At 40.0% G+C, this 22,681-nt stretch carries 23 protein-coding genes; 13 read left to right on the top strand and 10 right to left on the bottom strand.

The window, feature by feature from the left end; translation table 11 throughout:
• Positions 1–10 precede the first annotated feature (10 nt).
• Positions 11–520 carry a DUF29 family protein gene (locus PI95_RS23395; protein WP_039748350.1) on the top strand — a complete coding sequence of 170 codons (510 nt, stop codon included), beginning with the start codon at positions 11–13 and terminating at the stop codon, positions 518–520.
• Positions 521–697: 177 nt separating this feature from the next.
• On the opposite strand, the gene PI95_RS23390 is transcribed toward PI95_RS23395, so the two are convergent.
• Positions 698–1,165 (bottom strand): hypothetical protein, encoded by a 468-nt coding sequence (locus tag PI95_RS23390; protein ID WP_163519122.1) that lies wholly within the window; start codon positions 1,163–1,165, stop codon positions 698–700.
• A 223-nt stretch (positions 1,166–1,388) separates the two neighbouring features.
• Here PI95_RS23390 and PI95_RS23385 point away from each other — a divergent pair, with 223 nt between their 5' ends.
• Both PI95_RS23385 and PI95_RS23380 read left to right on the top strand, forming a co-directional pair.
• Positions 1,389–1,673 carry a DUF427 domain-containing protein gene (locus PI95_RS23385; RefSeq protein WP_039748352.1) on the top strand — a complete coding sequence of 95 codons (285 nt, stop codon included), beginning with the start codon at positions 1,389–1,391 and terminating at the stop codon, positions 1,671–1,673.
• A gap of 340 nt (positions 1,674–2,013) precedes the next feature.
• Positions 2,014–2,454, top strand: coding sequence for a hypothetical protein (locus PI95_RS23380; protein WP_039748353.1), 441 nt, complete (start codon positions 2,014–2,016; stop codon positions 2,452–2,454).
• 101 nt (positions 2,455–2,555) lie between these two features.
• On the opposite strand, the gene PI95_RS23375 is transcribed toward PI95_RS23380, so the two are convergent.
• The 3 genes from PI95_RS23375 to PI95_RS23365 all read right to left on the bottom strand — a co-directional run bounded on the left by PI95_RS23375 (position 2,556) and on the right by PI95_RS23365 (position 8,381).
• Positions 2,556–4,205 (bottom strand): ArnT family glycosyltransferase, encoded by a 1,650-nt coding sequence (locus PI95_RS23375; protein WP_039748355.1) that lies wholly within the window; start codon positions 4,203–4,205, stop codon positions 2,556–2,558.
• Between the two features lie 117 nt (positions 4,206–4,322).
• Entirely contained in the window at positions 4,323–6,149 is a 1,827-nt protein-coding gene (locus PI95_RS23370; RefSeq protein ID WP_163519121.1) for a glycosyltransferase family 39 protein, read from the bottom strand.
• Positions 6,150–6,536: 387 nt separating this feature from the next.
• A complete protein-coding gene (locus PI95_RS23365) occupies positions 6,537–8,381 on the bottom strand; it encodes a serine/threonine-protein kinase (protein WP_052325264.1) in 1,845 nt (614 codons plus the stop codon).
• A 197-nt stretch (positions 8,382–8,578) separates the two neighbouring features.
• Between PI95_RS23365 and cofH the strand changes: the two genes are divergently transcribed.
• The 3 genes from cofH to PI95_RS23350 all read left to right on the top strand — a co-directional run bounded on the left by cofH (position 8,579) and on the right by PI95_RS23350 (position 12,422).
• A complete protein-coding gene (cofH, locus tag PI95_RS23360; protein WP_039748357.1) occupies positions 8,579–9,718 on the top strand; it encodes a 7,8-didemethyl-8-hydroxy-5-deazariboflavin synthase subunit CofH in 1,140 nt (379 codons plus the stop codon).
• 313 nt (positions 9,719–10,031) lie between these two features.
• The gene (gene psb27, locus PI95_RS23355; protein WP_039748359.1) at positions 10,032–10,427 is read left to right on the top strand and encodes a photosystem II protein Psb27; all 396 of its coding nucleotides are present in this window, start codon (positions 10,032–10,034) and stop codon (positions 10,425–10,427) included.
• A 486-nt stretch (positions 10,428–10,913) separates the two neighbouring features.
• Positions 10,914–12,422, top strand: a complete 1,509-nt coding sequence (locus tag PI95_RS23350) for a family 10 glycosylhydrolase (RefSeq protein ID WP_039748360.1) — start codon at positions 10,914–10,916, stop codon at positions 12,420–12,422.
• A gap of 182 nt (positions 12,423–12,604) precedes the next feature.
• Here the strand turns inward: PI95_RS23350 and PI95_RS23345 are convergent, their stop codons facing one another.
• Positions 12,605–13,303 (bottom strand): hypothetical protein, encoded by a 699-nt coding sequence (locus PI95_RS23345; RefSeq protein WP_039748363.1) that lies wholly within the window; start codon positions 13,301–13,303, stop codon positions 12,605–12,607.
• Positions 13,304–13,507: 204 nt separating this feature from the next.
• On the opposite strand from PI95_RS23345, the gene PI95_RS23340 reads away from it, so the two are divergent.
• Entirely contained in the window at positions 13,508–14,791 is a 1,284-nt protein-coding gene (locus tag PI95_RS23340; protein ID WP_039748365.1) for a hypothetical protein, read from the top strand.
• Between the two features lie 139 nt (positions 14,792–14,930).
• Here PI95_RS23340 and PI95_RS23335 read toward each other — a convergent pair whose 3' ends face one another.
• From PI95_RS23335 to PI95_RS23325, 3 genes are all read right to left on the bottom strand, one after another.
• Positions 14,931–15,362: a hypothetical protein gene (locus PI95_RS23335; RefSeq protein WP_039748367.1), complete on the bottom strand. Its 432-nt coding sequence runs from the start codon at positions 15,360–15,362 to the stop codon at positions 14,931–14,933.
• Positions 15,363–15,364: 2 nt separating this feature from the next.
• Entirely contained in the window at positions 15,365–16,336 is a 972-nt protein-coding gene (locus tag PI95_RS23330; RefSeq protein WP_039748368.1) for a hypothetical protein, read from the bottom strand.
• Positions 16,337–16,558: 222 nt separating this feature from the next.
• Entirely contained in the window at positions 16,559–17,281 is a 723-nt protein-coding gene (locus tag PI95_RS23325; protein ID WP_039748370.1) for a Uma2 family endonuclease, read from the bottom strand.
• A 157-nt stretch (positions 17,282–17,438) separates the two neighbouring features.
• Here PI95_RS23325 and PI95_RS23320 point away from each other — a divergent pair, with 157 nt between their 5' ends.
• Positions 17,439–18,047: a hypothetical protein gene (locus PI95_RS23320; protein ID WP_039748371.1), complete on the top strand. Its 609-nt coding sequence runs from the start codon at positions 17,439–17,441 to the stop codon at positions 18,045–18,047.
• A 180-nt stretch (positions 18,048–18,227) separates the two neighbouring features.
• Positions 18,228–18,695, top strand: coding sequence for a hypothetical protein (locus PI95_RS23315; RefSeq protein ID WP_039748373.1), 468 nt, complete (start codon positions 18,228–18,230; stop codon positions 18,693–18,695).
• 287 nt (positions 18,696–18,982) lie between these two features.
• Here PI95_RS23315 and ndhD1 read toward each other — a convergent pair whose 3' ends face one another.
• A complete protein-coding gene (gene ndhD1 / locus PI95_RS23310; RefSeq protein ID WP_039748375.1) occupies positions 18,983–20,557 on the bottom strand; it encodes a photosynthetic/respiratory NAD(P)H-quinone oxidoreductase subunit D1 in 1,575 nt (524 codons plus the stop codon).
• A 336-nt stretch (positions 20,558–20,893) separates the two neighbouring features.
• Between ndhD1 and PI95_RS23305 the strand changes: the two genes are divergently transcribed.
• From PI95_RS23305 to PI95_RS37670, 3 genes are read left to right on the top strand one after another with little or no spacing between them, the layout of a single operon-like run.
• Positions 20,894–21,157 carry a hypothetical protein gene (locus PI95_RS23305; protein WP_039748998.1) on the top strand — a complete coding sequence of 88 codons (264 nt, stop codon included), beginning with the start codon at positions 20,894–20,896 and terminating at the stop codon, positions 21,155–21,157.
• A 48-nt stretch (positions 21,158–21,205) separates the two neighbouring features.
• Positions 21,206–21,436: a hypothetical protein gene (locus tag PI95_RS23300; RefSeq protein WP_039748376.1), complete on the top strand. Its 231-nt coding sequence runs from the start codon at positions 21,206–21,208 to the stop codon at positions 21,434–21,436.
• Complete coding sequence (locus PI95_RS37670; protein WP_039748379.1) at positions 21,433–21,693, top strand: ParE family toxin-like protein; 261 nt, start codon at positions 21,433–21,435, stop codon at positions 21,691–21,693. Before PI95_RS23300 ends, PI95_RS37670 begins: the two co-directional genes overlap by 4 nt.
• 334 nt (positions 21,694–22,027) lie before the next feature.
• Here PI95_RS37670 and PI95_RS36940 read toward each other — a convergent pair whose 3' ends face one another.
• Positions 22,028–22,150 (bottom strand): hypothetical protein, encoded by a 123-nt coding sequence (locus tag PI95_RS36940; protein ID WP_268896809.1) that lies wholly within the window; start codon positions 22,148–22,150, stop codon positions 22,028–22,030.
• Positions 22,151–22,178: 28 nt separating this feature from the next.
• Between PI95_RS36940 and PI95_RS23290 the strand changes: the two genes are divergently transcribed.
• Entirely contained in the window at positions 22,179–22,631 is a 453-nt protein-coding gene (locus tag PI95_RS23290) for a hypothetical protein (protein ID WP_039748381.1), read from the top strand.
• The last annotated feature ends 50 nt before the right edge of the window (positions 22,632–22,681 follow it).

Genomic DNA, 22,681 nt, shown 5'->3' with positions numbered 1-22,681 from the left:
TTCGTTGACTATGACACAAGAATTAATAGAATTAAGACAAAGTATCTTAGAGCATCGTTATGATGATGCCCTAGAGATTATTGATGATTTAGAGGAGATGAGTAAACAGGCAACTCTGCGAAAAATAGAAGCTTTTTTAGTTAGATTATGTATTCATTTAATTAAAAACCAAATTGAACAGCGTTTAACCAACTCTTGGATTGCTTCTATCTCTGATTCAGTAATTCAAATTGCCAAATTAAATATTAAAGATAATAAAAAATCTTATTATATTCAAGCTGATGACTGGTCAGAATATTTAGAAGAAGCAGTAGCGGTGGCAATTAGACCAGCCAGCGCTGAGATTTTTGCAGGTACGTTAAAGCCTAGCCAAGTTTCCCAAAGACTTAATAGAGAAACATTAAATAATATTACTCAACAACTTTTAGATTTAACTTATAAATATCATCCCAAAGACTTACCAGATATTATTGATAATTATTTAGCAGAATTACCAGGAGGAAAAGATTGGTTTGAGTAAATTAAGTAGATAATATGTCGGGCGATCGCTCAAGTAAATGGGTATAAATAAACTCTCTTTAACGTAGTAACGGCTTTAGCCGTTGAAATCTTTGCTTTGAGCGGTAAACCGCTCACTACGAATTAAGAAAGTATTTTAGATTTAATAAGAAAAGGGATACCGGAAGCTCTTTAAAGTTCAAGGTAGGTCAGTTAATAATATTTCTACATCATTAGGGAAAGGGCAATCATCAGGAAATTTTACATCATATTCCTTCCCAATTTTTTCTGCAAGCTGCGTCAGATTTTGAATGGTTGGCTGTTGAGACTTGAGGGTATTTTCTATTTCTTGAATTTTTTGAGTGAGTTTTGGTTCTGCTTTTGCTGCTGTTTCCACTTCCACAACAGCTTGAGCAATTTCTGGGTCTGCGTCTGCTGCTGCTTTTAGTTCCAGCACTGCTTGACCATAATCTAAACGCTGCGGTTCATTTGCTTGTACAGCACTGGTGAGTAATGGTGACTTATTCTTCTGGCGGAGCTTTTCTATTAACTTACCACCTAGCGTCCATGTAGCATCGCCGATATTTTCGCCGATTTTCTCCTGCGCTTTAGTCCACAGTGTAGTAGCGATCGCAGTAGCAACAGCCGTCAGCGTCACAGTTACCATAAATTCACTGTTAGTTAGTGTATGTGAAAATTACTTCAATTTTCACACATTGTATTTAGCAAAAGCTTGAGGTAGCGATGTCTACGACGGGCTACGCCTACGCCCAAGTCATACTACAACAGAGACATAACGATATCTGTATTTTTTCATCTCTCAGAATTCCAACCCTTGCAGCTGTGTAAGTGTCAAAATATTAAGTGTAAAGTTTATTCACAAAACCACTATGGCAAAAGCAACTTGGAATGGCGCTGTATTAGCCGAAAGCGATAAAACAGTAGTCGTGGAAAACAATCATTACTTTCCCAAAGACGCAATTAACCAGCAATACTTTAAGGAAAGTAACACCCACACGACTTGTCCGTGGAAAGGCATCGCGAATTATTACAGCATCGAAGTTGATGGACAAGTCAACAAAGACGCTGCTTGGTACTATCCCACCGCCAAGGAGAGAGCGAAAAATATCGAGGGTTATATCGCTTTCTGGAGAGGCGTAAAAGTCGAAGCTTAAAACCTCCATTGTAGTCAGCGCTTCAGCGCTGAAGCGCCGACTACAACCTTACACCCCTGCACCCCTGCACCCCTCATAGTTATTGTCAGTCAACCTGTTATGGTAAGTTGAAGATAGGCACTACAAACGACTAAGAAGCCCAATTAGTAACTTAAATATTCAGCTTCTCGTAAACAACACGCCGCCAAGCGTGCAAGTAAATAGCAGTTGTTTGCGTTGTTCCTAATTTTTACCACATATCACAAAACCATCTACCAAAGCTATTTGCGAGCGTAAATTATTGCGTTTTCAACAAAGCAATAGCTTGATTCAGGGAGCATTTACATAATAGGAGGTCAAGATGAGCCGTCTTCTTTATGAAAGTTCAGTTTCATTTGAAGGGTATCTCATCATCCCCTTTGTTTATGGCAAAGCGGATAATTACGAGATTTATTCTTACAAACTTTTGTCAGAAATAGGGCAGAAAAGCCAATTTCACAAAGCAGAAAATCCGGCAGAAATCTATGGCAATAGCTTGAGTAATATCATTGAGATTGCCAAAGAACATATTGAGAAACATTCAGATTTTGTCAGTCATGGCGATAGTTTTCAGCGTCGCTACACGTACCACCAAAATTTGATTATCGTCTTTCAACAGGATGATAAATATTTCTACGACCATTATCCGCCGGAATTATTGAATAATATTGCCGCGCCAAAATTATTCAAGTCAGAATATGAATGCTTAACTTGGATTAAGCAAGGACTTGATATGCGACATACGCGGCAAAGGGTAAGATAGATTGGGGGAATGGGGATTTGAAGAGGGGGAAAGGGGAAAGGGGAAAGGGGAAGAATTATTACCACGTTCCCAATTACCAATTACCTATTACCAATTCCCTATTATCCATTTTCAAATTGAATCAACTTCCATCCCCGGAAAGTCCCTAATTGCCGATAAGCAGTAGAGACAACCGAGAATTCTGGACTAACCCAGGCATAATTTCCGGGTGGAAGCTGTTGAATTTGCTTAAATCGCTGTCCCCAGTGAGGAGTATAAAACGTTAGCAACAATAGTGCTTCATCTCCACCTGTTGTCAGAGCCTCGGTTTTTTGTACCACAAAGTTGATAGAATTGTTTTCAAGGACTCGTGCGATCGCTCTTTGCTGCAAAAACACCTTCACATCCGGATTATAATTTCCTAATAATCCTATCGCACCAGTCGCAGCTAAAGCCAGCCATGCAGTTAATAACCAACTTGCCAACCAATACTTAGCAGTTAAAAATGTCTTGCCAAAACGATGACGCGCAATCCATATTAAAGGCAAGGTTAGCCATCCCAATCCTAAAATTAGCGCTATTTGTCTGTAACTTATAATATCTACATCCTTACCGATAGCAATAGGTAAAATGTCTGTATAAAGTAGGATTGCTGCTAAAAAAATCAAACCACCCAAACCCCCGAATATATAACTTAAATTTCGGGGTAGAGACACAAAATATTTTGTTTTTAATTTATTATCATAAATTTTGCACAGCCAATCAAAAGCAATTGCTGCTTGCATTGCCATCACTGGATAAAGTATTAGTGCGTAATGGGGTAAGCGCGTAGAAATCAGGCTAATTTCTGTCAAAATAACTAAAGGACATCCAACTAATATCAACCGATATCGAAAAATAGGATGGCGTAAAATCAGAATTGTGCCCCAAAGACTAAAAAACCCCCAAGGAAAAGTCTTAAGAGGAGTATTCCAAAGATAAAATAAACACGAATTACCATTACGCTTTTCCGCAGCTATCCTCACAGCTAAAGCGAAGAATTGTTCAAAAACTATCCCACCATAGCGCTGCCAACTTAACCAAAACCAAGCAAGTGAGGGAATTAACCCTATTACAAAACCAAGATAAAATATTGGGTTTGAAAGATGTCGATGTCGGGAATGTTCCCAAATTAAATAAGGTAATAAACCTATCATCGGTACAAATATTAGTTGACCCCTAATTAAAAAGCCCAGCGCAAAACTAAATCCTGCACCAAAGCTCCAATAAAAGTGATATTTTAGATTTAATTCTGCTTTTAATAAACAATAAAATCCTAAAAGTGCTACACAAATCGTAACTGTATTTGCCGTAGCTAATCTACTACTTTGCAACCAAAGAAACGATACACCGAGAATTGCCGAAGCTAACCAAGCGATACGTCTATTCAGCAGAATAACTGCAATCTCGTAGGTAAGCAATAAGCTGAAAATACAAGCGATTTGGGCAGGTAGTCGAGATGTTACCTCATTAATGCCAAATATCTTGTAAAAAGCTGCTAGCAACCAGTAAAAACCAGGCGTTTTTTCGTAAACTAGTTCCCCCCATGATTGGGGAGTTATCCAATCTCCCGACTCTAGCATCCAGCGGGCACGCACAGCATACATAGCTTCATCTTGAGGCATGAGGCTATGTTGTCCATTGTTAAATAATAATAACGGAACAATCCAAATAATTAACCCTAAATAATGCGAAGCTTTGGTTTTTAAGATGATTTTTGCGACATGACGCATTATCTCAAATCAAAATATTCTGGCTAGACAACAGTAACAATATAAGTTACTTGACAAAAATTGTCTCTGCTAAAAGACGGAAAAATTCACTTAGTAATTTTGGCTGCATTACTACTTTCATCTACAGTGATAAAGTTTGTATTCATAGCCGTTTACAGCTGGCAAAGATTGCGTATCAGCAGCACATTTTTTCACTTCTTCTGGTTGAGGTGCATAAAAGTTTACTAACCATAAATCCAGAGGTCGTGGGAGTTCTTTTAAAGTCTTTTCCAAAGCATCAGAAGAAGTATTGGGGTTTTGGTCTTGATGCGCGAGGAGGAATAGGGGAGTGGGGGAAGTTAAATTTTGGATTTTAAATTCCCTGGCTACTCCCATCATTTCCCCAATATGTACATGAGTTCTTTGAGTGGTTGCAATCAATACTGGCACCTGAGATGTTTTTTGAATTAGTTGCACAAAGAGGTCAGGACGATAGTATTTTTGATAACCTAGATTGCTCAAGACTGTCACTGCGCTGAAAAATCCCATTAGCCAAATTATCGCTACAGCCTTTTTTCCAGAACTTCTTGCTTTTCCAACTTGAGGATGCCAGGAAACTGCGAAACTTGCCCCTAATAAGACTATGACAGCCGGAAAGTAAACAAAGTTATAGCGGGCGCCGCGTGTTAAGTCAATACCGAGAAAATAGGTGAAGATAAAAAATAAAGCGATCGCACTCACAACTACAGCAACAAACACCTGTGTCATCAAATGAGTTTCTGGTTGCTTTAGCTGAATTTTCAAACCACGAAACAGAATTGGTAATAGCCAAATAAAGTAAATCAGCATCACCAACCCAGAAACAAGCACAATCCATAATTGTGGTGATTCAACTGGTAGCAAAAACTGCATTGTTACCCACGCGGCAAAAGCTTGAAAAAGTGGGCTAATCCAAGCAAATCCCACACGCGGAGCTTGAATCCAATCAGTTAATTTATCACCATAGCTATTCTGTAAAAACACTGGCAACCAAACTACACCCGCGACAAAAGTGCCAGCAGCAACTGCATAGATGCGCCACCAGGGGGAGCGGGGGAGGGGGGGGGAGGGGGGAGCAGGGGAGGCAGGGGAGGCAGGGGGAGCAGGGGAGGCAGGGGAGGCAGGGGAAGATAGAAAAGCAAATTCCCCCTTGTCCTCCTTGTCCCCCTTGTCCTCCTTGTCCCCCTTCCCCCCCTTCCCCCTGCCCCCTTCCCTCCACTGAAGCCTTGCGAGAAAAATCAAAACAAAGGCTTCAGTGCAGAGGGTGAGGCTGAAGAAGTAATGAGTCGCAATGCCTAAAGCATTGATTACCACCCAGGAAAGTACTATTGAGATCGGTAGCTGTGTGCGGTTTTGGATATGACGTGTGGTGATTACCAAACAGGCTAAGGAAGCAATTACCCACAAGATTGCTAAAGTGTAGTGACGCGCTTCTTGTGCCAGAAAAATGCCGTAGGGTGATACTGCCATTATCGCCGCTGCTATATGAGCAATTAAGCGGGAGCGAAAAGTCAACCAACTTAAGGCATAGATAGCTGGGATGGATAATGCACCGAAAACAGCCGCAAGCGATCGCGCTCCCCACAACGACACTAAACCCCCTTCAGTAGGAAATAACCGCATCCACCAGTGAGCCAGCATAAAATAAAGTGGCGGATGGTTACTTTCAGTGCTTAAGTGTGTCCATACGTCATTGATGGTAGCACTCGCTTGCGGTTGGAGTGGTTGCAACAAAATATCAGGAGCGATCGCTCGATCTAAAGGTACTGGCAAAAAACTATTCCCCAGGCTAAACACCAGGGTAGAAAATTCATCAGTCCAAGGAGGCTTTGCAGTTAAGTTGGTTAGCCGCAAACCGATAGCGATGAACAACCACATCAACAGCAGCAAAAAGTGAAAAGTGCGAGAATAAAGGGAAAATTTCATTTTGGTGGCAGCAACCAGTCAAGTTGTAGATATAGACTTGAGATTTGAGATTTGTGTTCAATTTAAAGTCCCAAGTTTATATCTAATATTGAATTGCTTCAAATGTATAATTCATTTTTGTTGGACGCATTTCCCGGCAGTCGTGGATGTGGCGTTGTGTCTGGTGGATCGCTCTTGTTGCCGAGTGTATCTTTTTTCGTTCTCATCTGCCGAGTGCTACTGCCAAATCTGCTTTATTTTAGCCGAAATGATTAGTTTTTAATTCTCCTTTATATTTTATACCAAAAGACGTATGTTAAAAGTAAGAGTTATAGTTTACACCTGATATTTTGTCTATAAAAGTGTCGGTTACACATTTGGGATGCTTATCTTCACGGAATACTCTAATTACTTAATTCTTACAAATCCTGCCTTTTCAATTAGTTCTTGACGCAAAGGAGTTAAAAGTAAATTTGCATAAGCTTCACCGGCTTGCTTAGACCTGGGGTCGTTATCCTTATAAATGACAAATAATCTGTTTGTTAATGGATATTTACCGCTACTAAAGGCAGCCAAATTAGGTTTATTTTTGTTTTTAAATGTACATTTTGCTGGAGGTATAAATGATTGCTGATATGGCGATATTAAATCATTATAACTATTGCCAATTCTTAAAGCTTTTACTTGACATTGAGTTACTATGTGTGCGGCTGAACTAATAAAAATTCCTCCTCTATTTTTATCATTGATTACCTTTTGTATACCATCAGTAATACTCAGAGCATTTGATATATCTTGGATATCTTGACGAAGAGGCTGTCCGCCCAAAAGATTTTGTTTTAAGAACTCAAAGCTACTAGCATTTTTTCCGGCATAAACAGTTAACTTTAAATCTTCCGGAATACCAAGTTGATTCAAATTAGTGATTTTACCTGTCAAAATATCTCGAAGTTGCTTTTTCGTTAAACCACTTATCGGTAAACTATGATTTACTGCAACAGCAGTACCGTCAATTGCAACAGGGATTTGGTGAAGAGTATCTCCTTGAATTTTTGCTTTTTCATATTCATCATCTGTGATATTGCGAGAAGAAATTGCAAAATCGGCTTGTCCTTTAAGTAATAATTGAATACCATATCCCGATGCGGAACTTATTCCCGGACGAGGCATAAAATTCAACTGGAATTTTGGACAAGTATTTTGAATACTCTTTTCTACATCTGGTCTAAAAGGTTGCCAAGTTGTACTACCACTATAAGAAAATCTTCCACCTGGAACTTTTAGTTCCAGACAAACTGAAGGAGTATTAACCGATCTAGATAACGAAATTCCGGTTGAAACCAAACTTACAATTCCCAAACCGACTAAAAACCGCTTAAAATAACTTGCTGTAACGCTACTATATGGTGGTTGGGTAGAATAAATTGTTGATGGAACAGAACCATAATTTTCCCTTTCAAGTATTTCCAAAACTTCCGAAGCTAATTGATATCTTCGACTTGATTGAGTGCGAACCATTTTTGTCAAAATGCCGCTCAAACGTAAATTAACATTTGTCTGAACTAATTGATTTATTTCATCAGTCTCAACATTTCTTGTAAAGTTTGTGGGATTTAAACCTGTCAATGCTTGAATGCCAATAATACCTAACGCATAAATATCGCTACAAAATTGAGGTGTTCCTTGACTTTGTTCTAATGGCATATAGCCGGGAGTACCAATAATTACTGTGTTTGGGTCTGCCTTTGGGTCTGCTAAAATTTTTTTAACTGCACCGAAATCAATTAAGACAATTTTGTTATCTTTCTTACGTCTAATTAAATTCGCTGGTTTAATATCTCGATGAATAACATTCTTGCTATGAATATAATCTAAAATTTTCAAAACATCTTTTAATAAATTACTTACCTCAGATTCCGACAGAACCTTTCTTTGCTCAAGAATCTGTGCAAGAGTTTCTCCTTCAACATACTCCTGAATTAAATAAAACTCTTGATTTTCTTCAAAATAGGCAAGTAACTGAGGTATTTGCTCGTGTTTTTCACCTAAGCGAAGAAGCGTTTCACCCTCACGAGCAAATAATTTTCTTGCAACCTCTAAAAAAGCAGGTTGATGAAGTTGTGGTTTAAGCCTTTTAACTACACATAAACAGTTGAAACGCTCTAAATCCTCTGCTTTATAAGTCTCACCAAATCCACCACTTCCCAAATACTCAATAATTTTGTAACGTTTGCGTAAAATAGTTCCAAGCATTGGTCAAAGCATGTTTATTTAAGTATAAAATAAGTATATGCGTACAATTGTATATTATTACTCTAAGTTTGATTAATAAAACGTAAAAATATCTTAACTATGTTTTAACTACAGTGAGCCGAAAATACCCGTACTTTATGCCTCGCGAGTGTCAATGCCTGCCACAATAAAAGATGTGCTGTGTTTATTAAATTACTGTGACTACTGTAACTGTTGATGCTATTCTTGACCGTGCCGGCAGGGGGTACGATTTGTCTCCTGAAGAAGGAGTATTTTTATTAAAACAAACAGACTCAAGTGCGATCGCCTCTATCCGCTCGACAGCTGATAAACTCCGCTATACTCAAGCTGGCGATACTGTCACCTACGTAATTAATCGCAATATTAACTTTACTAATATCTGTGAACAGCACTGTAGTTTTTGCGCTTTCCGGCGCGATGATGGTCAAGCGGGTGCTTATTGGCTAGATTGGGCGCAAATTTTGCCAAAATTGACAGATGCGGTGCAGCGGGGTGCAACGGAAATTTGTATGCAAGGAGGATTAAACCTGCAAGCAAAGGTAAATGGCAAGTCTTTGCCTTATTACCTCAAGCTAGTAGAAAGCATTAAGCAAGAATTTCCTCATTTGCATTTACACGCATTCTCTCCCCAGGAAGTGCAATTTATCGCCAGGGAAGACAAACTGAAGTATGTTGACGTAATTGTCGCTTTGCGGGATGCTGGTGTTGGTTCAATGCCAGGAACAGCAGCCGAAGTGTTGAATGATGATGTGCGACGGATACTGTGTCCAGAAAAGATTGACACAGCTACTTGGTTAGAAATTGTCAGTACAGCGCACAAATTAGGTTTGCCTACCACTAGCACCATGCTGTCAGGACACATTGAAACGCCAGAACAGCAAATAGAACATTTAGAAAAATTGCGCGAACTGCAAAAAACCGCTATTAACCAAGACTACCCAGCTAGCATTACTGAATTTATTTTACTACCCTTTGTCGGACAAGAAGCGCCCAAACCTTTACGCCGCCGTGTCGGACGCGATCAACCAGTTTTGGCTGATGCATTACTACTTACCGCTGTAGCGCGAATTTACTTAGGAAATTGGATTTCTAACCATCAGCCAAGCTGGGTAAAACTCGGACTTGCGGGTGCGATGGAAGCTTTAGTTTCCGGTTGCAACGATATCGGCGGCACATTAATGGAAGAACATATTACCACAATGGCAGGTGCTGTGGGTGGCACTTGTATGGAAGTTGAAAGTTTGCAAGCTGCCGTTACTTCTTTAGGAAGACCTTATCAACAAAGGGATACCCTATATCAAAAAGTGAGGAGTTAAGAGTGAGGAGTTATGAGTTATGAGTGAGGAGTTATGAGTTATGAGTTAAGAGTTTTAAATTTTTGACTTCTGACTCCCGACTCCTGACTCCGGACTTTTGACTCCCAACTCCTAACTCCCAACTTTTAACTCCCAACTCCCAACTCCCAACTCCTAACTCCCAACTCCCAACTCCCAACTCTTAACTCCTAACTCCTAACTCCTAACTCTTAACTCCTAACTCCTAACTCTTAACTCAGCACTCAATTGATCCCCAGGATACCAATACAGGATAGGATGGACGTTGATTTATGTGTTATTTCACAGAAGGCTTATGAAGCGCTATTGGTCACGTCTGCTTGCCCTGGTTTTGGTTTTAGCGATCGCCGCCACGGGCTGTGGTAGTCCGGATAGTTTGACCGGAAATTATAGCCAAGACACTTTGGCTGTTGTCAATATCATGAAAAATGCCTTAGACCTTCCCAACGATGCCCCAGATAAAGCAGCAATTCAAGCAGAAGCGCGTCAAAAAATTAATGACTTTTCAGCTCGCTATCAGCGGGTTAACTCTGTTTCTGGTCTGAACTCGTTTACAACTATGCGGACGGCTCTAAATTCCCTAGCCGGACACTACAGTTCTTACCCAAATCGTCCTGTGCCAGAAAAGTTGAAAAAACGCCTAAAGCTTGAATTTCAACAGGTAGAGGCAGCATTAAAGCGTGGCGGTTAACTATCTGCTGCTTACAGCAATTGAGAGTCAAAAGTTGAAAGTTCAAATTTTTGACTTTTGAACAAACACTTGATTGAGATGAAAACCATTTTTATTAGTGTTATACTTTTGGCTCTTGACTAGATTATTAAATTGTGATATAAAATTGAAGTTTTAAAGAGACTTGGTGCTATAAATACCTGTGGATATCACGGTATTTTTCTTGGCAAAAAATAAACTATGAACGCATATAAACGCGGCAAAAATTATAGTAAATTAACTCAATAACAAAATGTGGCAACAGAAATATGGTTTAGAGAGTCTTTAAAAGGTAAGCTTTAAAACCCCCACTAAAATTAAGCAGAAAATTTAGCTACATACCGCCCCAAGCTATCTTGAGTTGGGGTTGATAATTCTTTGTCCTTCGATGAGTAGCACTGCTTTGAACTGCCTACACCAGCAAGTTATGAAAATCTTTCTTATCTAGTCCCCAGTCTCCAGTCAGGTATGTCTAATCGTTTCTTGAATATTGCAAAACCAATATTATTTTGGCGTCGCTTGTTCGCTGTTATGTTCTGCACTAGTTTGCTGATTCCCTTGGATGTTGTCAGTCAACGAGCAGAAGCGCAAGTAAACAACTATTGCCAGTTATCAGCAACGGCAACGCAAGAAAAAGACAATTTACGCGCTTTGGCACAAAAAGGCGATCAACAAGCCCAAAGTAATTATCGGCAGTTGTTGCAACAACATGCACAAGCTTTGCGAGAATGCCGCAGTCGCACTTGGCCCCAAGTTCAAGCAATTTGGTTGCGCTTGTATCCTTGTGACATTCAACCGGGAGCAATCGATCAAATTATGGATCGAATTGTTAGCCGGGGCTATAACCAAGTTTTTTTAGAAGCGTTTTACGATGGGCAAGTGCTATTGCCAGCAAAAGCTAATCCGACAGTTTGGCCCTCTGTGATTCGCACACCAGGGTCAGAAAAAGTTGATTTGTTAGCCCAAGCAATTCAAAAAGGACGAGAACGCGGTTTGAAAGTTTACGCTTGGATGTTTACAACCAATTTTGGTTATACTTACGCCCAGCGTCAAGATAGGCAAGGTGCGATCGCTCGCAATGGCAAAGGTCAAACTAGCTTATATGTTGTAGATAACGGCAGTCAAGTGTTTATTGACCCCTACAACTTGCAAGCCAAACGCGACTACTACCAACTGCAACAAGAAATAATCCGTCGTCGTCCAGATGGAGTACTGTTTGACTATGTACGCTATCCGCGACAGGCGGGAACTGATTCTATCGCCACTAAAGTTTCAGATTTATGGCTATTTACCGAAGCCACTCAACAAGCTTTATTTCAACGCGCACAAAATTATAAAGGGTTGGACTTGATTCGGCGCTTTTTAAGCAAGGGATACGTCACAGCCGGAGATATCGCTGATGTCGATAAAGTGTATCCTACTGAAGGTGAACCACTGTGGCAAGGTCGCACTCCCCCAGCGGTAACAGCAGAAAAATCGCTGATGACTGCAAACGAAAGGCAACCCCTTTTGCAAGTAGAATTATGGCAGCTTGCAGTTGCCCACGCGATGCAAGGCATCTTAGATTTTGTCACTTTAGCTAGTTACCCCGCACAGCAGCTAGGTATTCCCGCAGGGGTGGTGTTTTTTCCTGAAGGAAATCAATCATTAGGACAAGGTTATGATTCTCGCTTGCAACCTTGGGATAGATTTCCCAGTAACCTAGAATGGCATCCGATGTTGTATGCTAATTGCGCTGATACTGGTTGTATTGTGTCTCAAGCACAGCGGGTTTTAAGTATGGCAAAACCAGGGACGCAGGTGATTCCCGCTTTAGCCGGTAAGTGGGGTGAATCTATTAGTAATCGTCCGCCATTAGAAGTGCAAATGCAAGCACTGCGCCAATTAGCCCCGCAACTTAAAGGTGTAAGCCATTTTGCCTATTCTTGGCAATATCCCGAACATGATGGCGATCGCAAATTCTGTCGTGTTCGGTAATGGGTAATGGGTAATGGGCATTGGGTAATGGGCATTGGGCAATGGACATTGGGCATTGGGAAAAAAGAATTATTTTGCTCCCCCTGCTCCCCCTGCTCCCCCTTCCCCCCCTGCTCCCCCTGCTCAAGAAAGCTCCCCCTGCTCCCCCCTGCTCCCCCATCCCCCCCTCTCCCCCTCCCCCCTTAGACTTTTGGTTGCAGCTTCAGGTAATCAATGAAATCTAGAAGTTCTGCATCTGTTAATTGAGTACGCGATCGCTTACCATACCTTTGATGCAAAAACTGCCTTCCTATTTCCTGCGTCCAATTCAATTGGGCTAAATATGTGTCTGTTTGAGCTATCAAAGTTTCGTGTAATTCTGCCGTTGTCACACTCGCCGGGATTTTTACGCGATCGTCAATAGCATAGGCATTAAGGTTAATTTTTTGACTGACTTTTTGCCCTAAAGCTTGCCAGTTAACTTCTTTATGTCCATCCCAACTAACACCTATAGACCGATAAGTTACTGGGTCGTAAATTGTACAAAATACAATTGTTCTATCTCCTGGGCTAACTGTAATAGTTAGTGGTTGACGTAGTTGCTCGCAAGTCAAAATATCCAAAGACAGCAGCAAGCCTTTAGAAAAATAAGATTCATTTCCTGAACGTATAATATAAGGTTTGTCTGCCAAAATATACAAATCAGTTTTTAGAGTCAATCCAAAAGAAGTTTCTACCTTTTTCTCGACTTCTATGCCTGTTATCACCCCGGTCAAAGCTTTATCATAAATTGGAATTTGTCTTCTGTCTTCGGAAAGCATATACCAACAGTAATCCGATTCTCTGCTGACAAAGACATATTGCGGTTTTGGGATTGCTCCAAATCCTAATTTAACTTCCATATTGTATATTGCGGGTTTGGTAAACTAATTGATTGGCATTCATCGCCTTATATATATATTTCCCAAGAAAATCAGCGATCGCACTTTTCTCATGATAAATAATTTAAAATTTTAATGAACTTATATGAAACTTTAATTAACAAATGTTGTCCAAACATTGAGAACGTGTAATCATCTAGCAAAAACAATTCTAAGTTACTCGTCATGCTATTCAATCAAAAAGTCCGCCTGACAGTCGGTTTTGCCACTTTATTAATTACCGGCTTCGCTAGTAGCTATCTATATACTCAGTCAAAAACTAAACAGCTGGCTCAACAAAATCCGATTAGAGATAATTTACCCCTTACTACTCAGCAGATTTCCCTAGTCTCAAATATTCAAAATACGTTAAATGAGAATATAAGCAAGCAGAATACTTCTTCATCTCAACGAGAATTAGCACAAGCACCAAAAGCATATTCTGTCATTGATGAAGCACAAAAACCTAAATTTAGGGTTAATAGCAGTCAAGTTTTTAGTTCGGGAAAACTACCAACTACGAAAGTTAATTTCAATCAAGCCGACTTATTAGCAACTCTCTCCAATACCAGAAAATATTTTCAAGATTATGGTTCGTTAGATCCAGATGTTCAACGTACAGGAGTGCTTGGCGCTCAAGGAGTTACTGTAGAAGATATCCTTAAGACATTGGATTTTATGATTGCTGTCTTGCAAGAGGATATTGCTAATCGTCGAACTACGCGTTTACAAGATCCTAATTTTATCAATTCTAATTTCCGGGTTATAAAATGGTCTGCTTATAACCCCCAAAAATCTCAGCAAGAACGACTGCGAATTACAAAATATGCTGTATTTACTCATCCAGGGTCACGCAAGAAAACCTCTACGTTTAATATTCCAATATACAGTTTAAAAGATGATTTAGCCGCTAGTAAGTTCTATACCAGATATACAAAGCAGGATGTTTTATCAGGTATTTACGAACCAGGTGGTAGAGAGTATGGCAAAGTTGAACCTTTGGCTTATCTGACGCGAAAAGGCTTAGAAGAAGCTTTAATGGAAGGAACAATTCTAATTAATTTTCCTGATGGTTCCAAAGCATATTTCAATGTAGATAGAAATAATGAAATAGCTTATGTGCGAGGATTAGCAGCAACTGCACAAAAGCGTTATTGGTATTTTAGGGAGGTTGATGCTATTAAAGGTTATGGATATAAGATAGATGCAAAAATTTCTATCAAACCAGGAGTGACTTTTGCTGGAGATGTGCTGAATATTGGTTTAGGGAAAATTATTGTACTTGAGTATAATAAGGGCGGGCGAAAAAATCTCAAAATGGGAATTATAGCAGATACAGGTGGAGCGTTTTTACCGAATCTGCATCAACTCGATTTTTTAGCGGGTATTTTTAAGAATAATAAAGATTTTGGGCAGCATATTCAGGAATTGCCTGATTATGCTCAAGCGTATATTTTGGTGAAGAAGTGAAGATTATTATCTCACGCAAAGTCGTAGAGGCGCAAAGGTAAGAGGAATTTTGCGCCTTTAGTGAGGCTGCATATAAGCCCTCAGGCTAGAAGCCTGGGGCTATACAAACAAAGCCTGCCTTCGCAGGCTAATTATAAAATCAAAATGTCCATTCGTGGTCTGGGTCGTCTAGGGCAGCGCGGACAGAGGTTAGATTTGCAAGCTCTTTAAATGGGCTTGATTTGGCTATTTCTGTGATTGAATTTAATGTTAGGGCTAGTTGCTGGTTGTTATTGGAAGCGATCGCGCTATCAACTACATTAAATAAAGCGCGAAAATTTTCTGCACGTTCATCAAAAGAGCGATCAAGATAAGCCATCAGCAAGTCTCGCTGGGTGTTTATTTTGGCGTTCCCGCTTCGGGTTGCCGTAGGCATCGCTTCTTTTTCCCAAGCCTCTATTTCGCGTCGCTTTGTCTGTTCTTGTTCGGCAATTATTTTGTATTCAGTATAGGTTGAAACCATCTGCTGTAGGCATTCAGCAGGATTGATAAATTCTTTGACTACTACTGTGGCAACTTTCTTTACAGACATTTCTAATTGCCTCCCAAAGTACGATATTTGGCTTGGATAGTCGCAGTAATAGGATTCAGCTGCCCTTCAGTGTCTAAAACAGGAGTTTTCATGATTTCTGCAAGTGCCTTCATTAAAAGTCCCACCTGTTGGAATTTACTAGCATCCCTGTTTTTGTCAAATGTTGGCAGAGATTCTAGTTCGTCCAAACCGGTAACAGCAAATTTGTTGAGAGATTCAACCAAATCCATCAACTCGATAATTCTTTGCGTTACTTGTTGCATGAAGTCTTTTGCAGTTTCAATTTTAGCGATCGCAATATTGACTTCAGCTTCATACTCCCGCGCTTTTGTCAAGGCTTTTTCCCCTTCACCAGCAAGCACAAAGCCACCAATTAGCACAGCCGGACCAACAGTGATACCACCTAAAACAAGAGAACCAAGAGCCATACCGCCTCCACCAGCAGCAAGTGAACCGCCGCCTAACCATGCAAGAGTAGCATTTGTAGCTGCTGCACCACTGAGTCCGGAGATAGCTGCACCCGTACTTGCTACTCCTACCGAGGTAGCAAGACTCATCGCACCGCCATATCCTGCTGTGGCTGCCCCAATAGCCTTAGCACCACCTTTGAAAAACTGTTGAGCTTCTAATGCAGCAGTTTTATACTCCTTAACTTGCTGAAGTGAAATTCCATCCAGCCCCTCTAAAAACTCCTTTTCGCTCTGTTTTGCCTTACCAATATTTCGCTCGATGAAGTCAACAAAGCGCCCGATTGTATGCATCATCACATCAAGCTGGAATTGACCATACTCTTCTGCTAGCTTGTTAGTAGTTTTCCACTCTGCTTTCAACTCGCTGACAGCAGTCTGGTGTCTCTTTTGGGCGCGATCGCCAATTTCTTTTGCCTGGTTTATATTGCCAAAGCCCTCAACGCCTTTTAATGCTCCAAAAGCAGCACTACCTAAAGCAACAGCACCTAAAATAAGTGGAATCATGAACTACTCCTGATTATGATTACCGGTTAAAAATAAATATTGCGGATTTTACTACCTAATGACGAATAACCTTATACATACAGTTCCTTGATTAACCAACTAATCACAATGTATTCAGCAGCAAAAATGTAAAACTTCGATGAAGAAAATTACTAAACTCTTTAGCCCACCTGCGTGGGCTTTGTTCGTATAGCCGCGACTTCTAGTCGTCCGGGCAAAATATCAACCCGAGCTTTCCGGATCTACACCTAACGCTTTTAACCTTTCTGCTAACATTTGTGCGCGTTGTTCAGCTTGCACACGTCGCTGTTCCTCATAATTTGCGCGTTCTTGGGCTTCTGTAATTTGTTCTTCTGGCGTCAGCAATCTTTGCCCTTGTTCGTCATACCAGTACAACCACTCCCGCGCTATACCTTGATAAATTCCCCGTTCTCGTCCAATTCCCAAATTAATCTCCGGTAGCCAAATAGGATTTCCTGGCTGTAACTCATATTCGCCATTCACTAAGCGATACACTTCCAAAGGTGGCTTTTTGCGACGACGGGGATTATAGACAACGTAGTACAAAATCCCTAATTCTTTTGCATAGAATTCTTTTTTAGTGCTGTATTCTCCCCGATGGGTTTGAGAAACAACTTCTAGTACCAAAATAGGCAGCTTCTTTTCTTCCCACAGTACATAACTTAGGCGTAAATCCTCATCAATAAAGCGCTGAACTCCTAGACTCAGAAATCCATCAGGGACGATCGCTGGTTTATCAGGGTCATAATAAATACCCATATCAACGCCAAAGAACCAATCCCAACGCTCTGACCACAGCAAAGCCAGTATAGTTTCTAATAGAGCCGAAATCAGATGTTGTAGTTGATTATCCACAGGTGTATCGTCAGAGTCGGGTAGCTCTTCGGAAGAAGGCAAACAGTGCAATGGGTTGTAGTCTAACATGAGCGGTTGTGCCAAAGCTGATTTTAAATAGATTGTAGAAAATTGATTGACCGAGTAAAAGCTTTGTGTTTTGCCTGGGTTGCCAAAGAAATGCTGAGATTTTAGATAAAATCAAGTTTAATAGCAGAAGAATTAAATTTTCTCAAAACTTTGTCAAATGTCATACAGTCAATTCAGTATAGACACTGTTGAGACAACCTTGGGAATTACCATTGTGGAAACTGTGGGAATTTTTGCGGACACACCCCCAGTAGAATACAGCGATTTTTTGGCACAAACACTTAAAAAGTATATACCACTAGCATTAGCTATTGGAACTGAAAAATCACGCTCTGAATTAATACTGACACCAATTCTTGTAGAACTAAAAGAACAATTTCAGAATAAAATTAGTTTGTTTTCGGGTCGAGAATTTAACGTTAGTCCAGAAAAAAGTTTAACTGGTTTTTGTGACTTTCTTATTAGTAAGTCTTCCGAGCAAATAATTATTAAAGCACCAGTCATTGCTTTGGTAGAAGCGAAAAATGATAATATTCAATCTGGTTTGGGACAGTGTATAGCAGAAATGGTAGCTGCACAATTATTTAACCAGCAAAAAGAAAATGAAATTAAAACAATTTACGGTAGTGTCACCACGGGTACTAACTGGAAATTTATGCGTTTGTCTGGACAAATAATAGAGATTGATTTAAATGAATATTTTATAAATGATGTCAGAAAAATCTTAGGAATTTTAAGAAGTTTTATTGAGTCTAGTGGTAATTAATAAGTAGTTTAACTAAATTACTTTTTTAGCGCGATAAAACTACCTATAGCGTAAGGTGCGTTTACAAAGTAACGCACCGCAATCTAATTCTAAGATGGTGCGTTAGGACAAATGTCCGTAACGCTACTAACTGAAAAATCTCGTTCGTAATTAATTTTGACACCAATTTTTGTATAACTAATGATAGAACTTTATTACCCAAATTGGCTTTATCAAGAGCTTATTGATAATTGCTTACCTTGGCAGTCAGGCAAAAATATGAGCTTTGGAGATTTCAAAAAACAATATACATTACATGATTCTCATTGGATAGGCATTTTCTATAACATTGGATACGAACAAGCTATAACATTAGCTATTGAGTGGGATGCTGTTTGGTTGCCTGATGAAATAAAAAAAAGTCTTACCGTAGGTGAACCTTATCTTTTCATACGATTAACGGGTATTGAACAGGTAAGTACGGCTAATTATGTTGATATTAATATTGGACTCGTTTCTCAAGCAATAGCCGATTGCGAAGTTGAAGAGGTAGAGGGAAAGAAGTTTTTAGCTGTTGATAATGTGTTTGGAGGACAAATTAATATTGTCTACAAAGGTCAAGAAACCTTCTTAGCATTAGAAAAAGATAGGAGTATTTTGAGGCTTTAAACTAGAAAATGGATTAAGCGATCGCTTCCAAGCAATCTACACAAAAAAGGGCAGGTACAAAACCCACCCTCAAAGCTTGGTGGACTAGTAGGGTGCGTTTACAAAGTAACGCACCGCAATCTAATTCTAAGATGGTGCGTTAGGACATTTGTCCTAACGCACCCTACTAGCTAGCTTACTCTTTCTCTTTGCGCCTTTGCTACGAGTGCGTGAGATTATTATCTTCAACAAAAAAGGGCAGGTACAAAACCCACCCTCAAAACAATATTTAAACTATTAATCGCAACTCAATTACCAATTGCCGGCGCACTCAAAGACACTGTTGGTGCTTCTTTACGCTGTACTAATGTCGGTACGGAATCGCGCAACCTTGCTGTTAACTGCACAGTTGTGGAATCATACACCTGAGTCAGTAACTTAGGATACAAACCAATCCCAATAATTGGTATTAACAAACAAGCGATGATAAACACTTCGCGGGGTTCGGCATCTATCAAAGCTTGGTGAGAAACTAATTCTTCGTTTTCTTCCCCGTAGAAAATTTCTCGCAGCATTGATAGCAGATAAATCGGAGTTAAAATCACTCCAACTGCCATCAAGAAGACCACGATAACTTTAAAGGTAGAACTATAGGCATCGCTGGTGGCAAAGCCTACAAATACCATTATTTCTGCCACGAAACCGCTCATTCCTGGTAATGCTAAAGATGCCATTGAACAAGTGGTAAACATGGCGAAAATCTTCTTCATCCTTTTGCCGACACCACCCATTTCATCTAACATCAAGGTGTGGGTACGGTCATAAGTTGCCCCTACCAAAAAGAACAAACTTGCCCCAATTAAGCCGTGGGAAACCATTTGCAACATTGCCCCACTCAATCCTAAATCGGTGAAGGAGGCAATACCAATCGTCACAAAGCCCATGTGAGAAATTGAAGAGTAGGCAATTTTCCGTTTTAGGTTGCGCTGGGCAAAGGATGTTAAGGCAGCGTAGATGATGTTAACTACCCCCAAAACCACTAACGCAGGTGCAAAATAAGCGTGGGCATCGGGTAGCATTTGGGCATTCATGCGAATTAAGGCGTAACCGCCCATTTTTAGCAAAATACCAGCCAGCAACATGTGAACGGGGGCTGTAGCTTCACCGTGGGCATCTGGTAGCCAGGTGTGCAAGGGAATGATCGGCAATTTGACAGCGTAGGCAATCAAAAAGCCACCATAAAGTAAAAGTTGGAAATTTAGGGCGTAATCTTTTAGGGCAAGCGATCGCATATCGAACGTCACCGTATCGCCGTAAAATCCCATTGTCAAGGCAGCTAACAAAATAAACAGCGACCCGCCAGCAGTGTATAAAATAAACTTAGTCGCTGCGTATTGCCGCTTTTTACCTCCCCAAATCGACAGCAAAAAGTAAATCGGTACCAGTTCCAGTTCCCACACCAGGAAAAATAGCAACATATCCTGAACGGCGAATACGGCAATTTGACCGCCATACATCGCCAAAATCAGAAAGTAAAATAGCCTGGGCTTGAGCGTCACGGGCCAAGCTGCTAAAATCGCCAGGGTAGTTATGAATCCAGTCAAAATAATTAGGGGCATTGCCAAACCATCTGCCCCTACTGACCAATTCAAATCGAGTTGCGGTACCCACGGGTAACTCTCCACCAACTGCAAATCCGGATTGGCGAAGTCGTACTGGGTATAAAAAGCGTAAACAATCAGCGCAAAATCAATCAATCCGACAATCAGGGCGTACCAGCGCACTGTTTTGCCGTCTTTATCTGGGATTACGGGTATCAGTAGTGAAGCCGCTATTGGCAACAAAATAATCGTCGTCAACCACGGAAAATTAGCTGTGTTCATCACAAGTTGTCGGGAATGAAAATTATGTTTGGCAAAAAGTCACTAGTTATTAACTAACAGCTTTTTGGGGATTTAGTCTTCCTCGTTAGGTTGATTTAATTAAATTGGCAATCCCCAATTTTTTCTCTTGGGAGTCTCTTTTGACTTGAGGGGGTGCGGAATGTGGGTTGTGATACTCCCAGCCAAGTCAAAAATTTACCCGAAAAAAGCCGCTAAACTAGAATTCTAGCGATGCGATCGCGTAAGTCCCACATCGCTAAAAATACAAGATGCTGTTTGCTGGTTGTTGAAAAAAGCGATTTGGTGCAAAAAAAGCATGACAGGAGAAATAACTCTATGATAATCGCACAAATTGAAAGTCAGATTCGTTATGTCACCAACGCAGATGGAGAAACGACAGATGTACTTGTCCCTGTAGAACTTTGGCAACAGCTTATCAGTTCTATAAATTCTGATAACGTCAGTGGTTTAGCTTGGATTGATGAACAAGAGCCTAAAGCACAAATATTAGCCGATCTGCAAGAGTCTGTGCGACAAGCAGCAGCTGGACAAACTTTCCCGGTTTCAGAGCTTTGGGACTACAGTAGGCGATTTGATTGAGTTTTTTTAGTAAAATAGACAGGGAAAGTTGATAAGGGAAATTCGATTATGTCATCTTCAGCGATCGCTAGTGTAATTAAGATGATGGAATCTTTATCTGAAGATGTGCAAGAAAGAGTTGCAGAACATCTTGGAGAGTACCTGGAAGATTTGCAAGATGAATTGAAATGGGATAAATCATTTAAGAAAACTCAACAACAACTGATTGCATCTGCCCAATCCGCTAAAAGAGAGATTGCAGAAGGACTTGCAAAACCAATGAACTATGAAAAGTTATGAAGTCTGCAATTCCTTCTTTTTGGGATAAATATCAGTATCTTGAAAAGCAAGTTAGACAGAGTGCGAGAAAAGCTTATCAGTTATGGAGAGAAAATCCTTTTCATCCGTTTTTGCATTTCAAATGTATAAATAATGAGGAGAATATTTGGTCTGTCAGAATAAGTCGTAATTATCGAGCAATTGGGGTTTTGGAGGGTGATACAGTTACATGGTTCTGGATAGGTAGTCATGACGATTATGAGAGCTTTTTTTCATAACACGATCGCTATTTGATTTAACACTTATAATAAAATTCCATATTTTAAATATTAGTAATTTTTCTCGATCATAAAAATCCTTAAATGTCAATTCAATAAATAATGTAATAAATTGAGCGCAACCGTTTTCTAAGTATTTTAGACCTTCACCTCTGACAACAGCTTATAAGTTCCATAAATTCTGATAACGTCAGTGGTTTAGCTTGGATTGATGAACAAGAGCCTAAAGCACAAATATTAGCCGATCTGCAAAAGCCTGTGCGACAAGCAGCAGTAGGAGAAACTTTCCCAGTTTCAGAGCTTTGGGACAATATCGAAGCCTAGAATAAGAACACTAAGCTGCATATCTAATAATCTCCAATTCTGCTCCATTATTAACAGCTAATTCTGCTTTTTCTAAAACGTTTACACTTTGTAAATGAATCTTTAGCTCTTCTTCGATACTTTCAGGTATCATAGATTTTGAGCGAGCTTAAGCAATTGCTATGACGAAGAAGTGGATTCTGTATAGTAAAGAAGATTGGCAAGTTAAATGGCCTACTTGCATTAATAAGTTGTCGCCTGTTAAAAATAAAAATCCACTAGAGGGAGAATCGCTCGCTGAACTAAGAGAGGCACACACTTGGACAGATACGTTCGATGAAATGATCCTTTCAATTCGGTCAGTTTCAATTCTAGGAACATGTAGTACGGCAGAATACTTAGAATGTCCAAACATACCCGATCATCATAGAGAAAATGCTAGGCTTTATGGAGGGCATCCATCAAAGTATTTCCATAATATTGGACGGTATTACTGGGTAGATTTTGATATTATTACTTCAGATAAATTGCAATTGAAATTACGAATGGTTGTCAATGAAGGTGACGCTGATTGTAATGATGGTCAGTGGGTTTCATTAAAAATAGACAAATGTGGACAGCCTTCTTCCGAGTGACTGGTTGGGTGTTGAGGATCTTTAATACAAGGCTGTCCACATTTGTCCGG

Source organism: Hassallia byssoidea VB512170 (genome assembly GCF_000817785.2).
GTDB classification, from domain to species: domain Bacteria; phylum Cyanobacteriota; class Cyanobacteriia; order Cyanobacteriales; family Nostocaceae; genus Hassallia; species Hassallia carrinoi.
This window is presented reverse-complemented; position numbering and strand designations above follow the sequence as displayed.